The organism is Streptomyces sp. (assembly GCF_035563135.1).
Lineage (GTDB): Bacteria > Actinomycetota > Actinomycetes > Streptomycetales > Streptomycetaceae > Streptomyces.
Window position 1 is genome coordinate 1 of sequence record NZ_DATMVN010000540.1, and the last position, 4,804, is coordinate 4,804.

2 protein-coding genes and 3 pseudogenes are annotated in these 4,804 nt (G+C 70.1%); 1 reads left to right on the plus strand and 4 read right to left on the minus strand.

The annotated features are described in order from the left end of the window. The 4 genes and pseudogenes from VN520_RS23870 to VN520_RS23885 form a co-directional block, all read right to left on the minus strand. Positions 1-395: pseudogene (locus VN520_RS23870) on the minus strand (hypothetical protein); the annotation flags it as partial. A gap of 106 nt (positions 396-501) precedes the next feature. Beyond that, positions 502-792, minus strand: a pseudogene (locus VN520_RS23875) (sigma factor); the annotation flags it as partial. A gap of 1 nt (position 793) precedes the next feature. Beyond that, positions 794-1,993 (minus strand): NAD(P)/FAD-dependent oxidoreductase, encoded by a 1,200-nt coding sequence (locus VN520_RS23880; protein WP_325748987.1) that lies wholly within the window; start codon positions 1,991-1,993, stop codon positions 794-796. A 790-nt stretch (positions 1,994-2,783) separates the two neighbouring features. Continuing rightward, positions 2,784-3,839, minus strand: a complete 1,056-nt coding sequence (locus tag VN520_RS23885) for a hypothetical protein (protein WP_325748988.1) — start codon at positions 3,837-3,839, stop codon at positions 2,784-2,786. A gap of 320 nt (positions 3,840-4,159) precedes the next feature. Here VN520_RS23885 and VN520_RS23890 point away from each other — a divergent pair. Continuing rightward, a pseudogene (locus VN520_RS23890) lies at positions 4,160-4,674 on the plus strand (IS3 family transposase); the annotation flags it as partial. Positions 4,675-4,804: the final 130 nt, after the last annotated feature.

The window sequence follows — 4,804 nt, forward strand, 5'->3', positions numbered from 1 at the left end:
GGGCTGCATCCGTAGCCGATGCACTCCCCTTGAACGGCAGCCGCCTCTTCAGCCGCCGCTGCCTCCGCTGCAGCCTGCGCCGCCGCGTCTTCTGCGGCCGCCGCCTCCGCTGCGGCCCGTGCGGCTGCTGCCGCCGCTTCGGCCTGCTGCCGCTGTTCCTCGGCCGCTCGTCGTTGCTCCTCCAGCGTTGCCCGTGCCCCCTGTTCTGCTTCGACCTCCAGACCCGACGGGCCCTCGAACAGCGCCCATGCGGGCGTACTGGGGGTCGCCGCCGGAGCGGCGGATGGGGCCGTCTCGGTACAGGCGGACAGCAGGAGGACACCGGCAGCCAAGGTGCCGATCACCGTCAGGCGCATCTGTTGCCTCTCGCGCGGGGTCGCCTCGAGGAGGCTCATTGCGTTGGTTTCATCGGCACAGCCGGACCCCGCTCAAGCGGAGAGTCGGACCGTCTGATCCTGCTCTTCTGGGGACCTCGCGCCAGCGCAAGCCATCGCACCCGCCAGGTTCAGGTCTCGCGCCACCAACGACAGGGCATCGGTCGCCCTCCGTCGACCTGCCTGCCGTGATCCGGTCGAGGCACAGGTTCGTGACGACCTTGGTCAGCCATGCTTCCGGCACCTTGATCCGCAGTCGGTCGGCGGCCTGCCACCGCAGGAACGCAGAATGCACGGCGTCTTCGGCGTCGGCGGCGGAGCCCAGCAGCCGGTACACCAGCGAGGCCAGCCGGTTCCGGCTGGCCTCGAACCGATCGGTGTCGAAGCGATCGGTGGCGGTGGCATCCACTGTGACCACGCTAGGCGGCTGCGCGATCGTCTTGTCGGCGGGACACCTCCGGCGCGGGGGCGAGGTGACGCTTGCGCTTGGGCAGGCCGAAGGTCGGGTGCGAGGTGGCCCACAGCGACATCTTGAGGATGCCCGCCTTGATCCGCGCGGCCTTCCGGCCGCCCACATACGTCGGCTTGGGGCGCCCTTCGTCGTCGACCGCCTGCAGGATCCCGTCCCGCCGCCCGAGGCTGATGTGGTTGCCCGGGTAGACCAACTTGGTGTTCGCGATCTTGCGAGCGGTCAGGCGGCCCACGATCGCGTCCATGGCCTGCCCGCCGGTGTAACCGGCTGAAGCGCAGGACATCGGCAGCGGCCGGCCGTTGTCGCCGATGGCGTAGACGCTGTCCCCGGCGGCATAGACGTTCGGGTGCGAGACCGACCGCATGGTGCGATCGACGACTATCCGACCGTTCTCCGTGACGTGCAGCCCGCTGGCGGCGGCGATCGGGTTGACCGCGAATCCGGCCGTCCACACGGTGGCGTCCGACTCGAGGACCGTGCCGTCGGCGGCGATGGCCCGCGTCGCCTCGACGGCTTCGATGGTGGTGTGCTCCACGACTGTGACACCCAGGCGGTCGTAAGCCTGGCGCAGATGGCGACGCGCCCCCGGCGAGAGCCGCGCGCCCAACTCGTCGCGGGCCACGAGCGAGACCGACAGGCCGGGCCGGGATTCCGCGAACTCGGCGGCGGTCTCGATGCCGGTCCACCCGTCGCCGACGACCAGCACCCTTCCGCCTTCGCTCAGACCGTCCAGGCGCTCCCGCAGGCGCAGCGCCGCCGGACGACTGGTGACGTGGAAGGCGTGCTCTGCCACGCCGGGGACGCCGTGGTCGGCGACGGCGCTGCCCAGCGTGTAGAGAAGCGTGTCGTAGCCGATCTCGCCGCCGCCGTCGGCGTCGGCCACGGCGACGACCTGACGTTCGGGGTCGACGGCGGTGACACGGGCCAGCCGCAGCCGTATCCCGGTGCCTGCGAAGACGTCGGCGAGCTTCGGGGTCTCGATCTCCTGGCCGGACGCGAGCTGGTGCAGCCGTAGCCGCTGGACGAAGTCCGGTGCAGCGTTGACGACGGTGATCTCGGTGTCCGTCGGGGACAGCCGGCGGGCCAGGTTGCCGGCCGCGTAGGCCCCGGCATAGCCAGCGCCGAGGACGACGATGCGGTGCTTCATGGGTTGTTCCTGTCTGTTCGCTTGCTCCATGTGAGTTGAGCGGAACGGCGCACCGATTGCTGACGGGACCAGCATGTGACATGGGTCACGCAGCGACTGCCGGTCGCCGTGTTCCCCGACATCAACACCTGACCCCGCGGATGCCTGCATCGAGTGCAGGCAGCCAGTCAGGGTCGCGTCGTTTCGTGCGTGAGGACTGTTCCTCGTCGGTGCCTGGAGTGAAGCCAGGTCGAGTAACAGCGAACAGCTCCACCTCCCCCGGTGAGAGGCGACCGCGTTCGTCACGTCCATCAGGGCGTCGACGCCGTCCAGTACGTCGTCGAGGCCCTCCCCGGTGAGGAGGTCCACACCCGTCGAGCGGGAGCCCGGGACCACAGCGTGCTCCCCGTGCTCTGGAGCGCTGACGGTCGACCGACCAGGCCCGTAGCGTCGACCACCGCGATGCGCATCGGGTTGCTCCTTCCGTCCGGGTCGTCGAGCCGACCGAGGACATGTGGCTTCTGACTCCGGCGCCACCGACGCCGGGACCGCTCAGAGGTCGATGAAGGGCTGCGCCTGGCGGGACCCTCTGAGCCCGGGCGGTAGGACATCAAGGTGCGTGCCTGGAAATGCTCAGCCCATTCGGGAGCCTCGGGCACCACGCCCACCTCGGCCGCCGACCGGAAGCCGAAGCGTTGGTAGTAGTCCGGTCGTTCCAGCGTTCATCAGGCGCCACTCCGGCGCTCCCGCTTCGGCGCGGGCGTCCCCGACAGGCAGGCATCACGGACTGCCGACACGGTCGTGAACTCGGTCAGGACGTGGTGTTCGGATGGCGAAGCACCAGGCGGCGTCCGGACATGCTCGGCAGGCGCTCGCAGCGCCCCGCGCTACCTGAGCGGACCGCACCCACGCCGGCGAGCAGCAGCCCCGCTGCTCCCCAGCCGGCGAGGACCAGCCATGCAGCCGTGGCGCCTTCGCCATCGAAGTAGACGGCGGACCGCACCGCCGAGCCGGTCGCCCCGACGGGGAGGAGCTGCCCGACGTCCCCCCATGGCTGAGGAAGCCAGTCGGGACCGTTGACCAGCCCCGCCAGCGGGTTGGCGACGAAGAGCATGAGCAGGGCAGCCACGAGGACGCCTGGATAGCCCAGGAACGTCCCGAGCCCGAGCACCGTGCAGCTGATGGCGGCGATGCCGGCCGACACGGCAGCAGCCGTCAGCCAGTAGGACCCGTCGAATGCCCCGAAGCCCCACTGCAGGATCGCCGTGGCCACGAGCCCGGAGAGCACCGCCAACGTGAGGGCCGCGCCGACACGGCTGCGCACGGACCCGCGATAGGCGAGCAACAGCGCGGCCGCCGAGCCCATCCCGCCGAAGACCAGCGGGAGACCCAGTGCGGTCACCCCGACGGAGCGCGGGTCCTCCCGCGTGGTGGGGGCGAGCTCGGAGAAGGTCACCCGCTGCCCCGAGCTCTCGATCTGGGAGCCCATCTCCCTGAGCAGGGACGGGTACGCCGATCCTGCGCCTGCAGCGGTCTGGATCGTCACCCCCGATGGGTCCAGCACGATCCCGCCGACGGCGTCGCCGTCTCGGATCGCGTCCGCAGTCTCGTCCGGGGAGGCGAAGACTGTCACCTCGAACGTGTCCGGACCTTCAGACTCGAGCGTTGATGAAAACGCCTCGACGAGTCGGCTCGGGCCACTCACGGCGAGCGGCAGGTCTGCTGCTCCCGAGTTGACGGCCGGCCCCGCGAAGGCCAGGACTCCCAACGCGACGACGGTCGTGAACGCCAGCACGATTGCGACGAGCTTGCCGGCTCGGGTCGCCTCACTCCTCGACGTACTCCCGGTGACCTGTGCGGCTGTCATGACGGTGTCTCCTCCTCAACGGGCAGGTGCTCAGCGCTGGTCGAGTGCGGCTCGAGGGGTCGCGTGGCGCAGTTCGTGCGTGTTGCGTGCGTGCACTGGATGAGGCGGTTGCCGCCGGCACCCCGGGGCCGCCGCCGATCACGGGGACGGCGTTCGCGTGAGATTCAGTAGGCGCACGCTCGTGGAGCTCTTGTTGCTCCAGTGGCTGTCTCCAGATGTGAGACGAGACAGCTACGCCGTCTGTGACATGGGGGGACTGCCCCCGGTTCAGTTCAATCCTTGCCTGTGCGGCCTCTGGCCTCGCTGGGAGGATCAGCACCGTGCCCGGGCCGTTCCCGGCGGAGTTCCGTCGTGACGTCATCGCCGTGGCTCGCAAGGGCGAGGCATCGATCGCGCAGATCGCCCGCGACTCCGGGATCTCCGAGTCCTGCCCGGCCCGCTGGTTGAGGATCGCCGACCGCGAGGACGGGATCGCACCACCGACCTCAAGCGACCGTGGCGGCGGAGGCAAGGACGAGTCCGCGGAGCTGCGGGAGCTGCGCCGGCGCAACAAGCTGCTGGAGCAGGAGAACGAGATTCTGCGCCGGGCCACGGCCTACTTCGCCCGCGACGTGCTCCCAAAATGATCTACCCGCTGGTCCGTGAACTCGCCGCCGAGAACATCCCCGTCGCGGCGACCTGCCGGGTGCTGGGCTTCCCTCCGCAGGCCTCCTACGAGTGGTGCGCCAACCCGGTCAGCCAGCGCGATCAGGACGACGCGCACCTGATCAACGCCGCCTACGACATGCACGCCGACGACCCGGCCTCCGGCTACCGGGTCATCGCCGACCAGTTGCGCGAACGCCCGCCCTGTGACCCCGGCGCTCCACCGAGGACGGGTCCTCAGCGTCTGGGTGAGCCACCTGCTCGAACCCTGGTAGGGGGACGCGCTCAGCTCCTCGGTCGTCTGCCCCTGCTCCCTCGTA

Coding starts and splice junctions, on each gene's coding strand:
- VN520_RS23880 (WP_325748987.1), bottom strand. CDS start 1,993: ATGAAGCACCGCATCGTCGTCCTCGGCGCTGGCTATGCCGGGGCCTAC.
- VN520_RS23885 (WP_325748988.1), bottom strand. CDS start 3,839: ATGACAGCCGCACAGGTCACCGGGAGTACGTCGAGGAGTGAGGCGACC.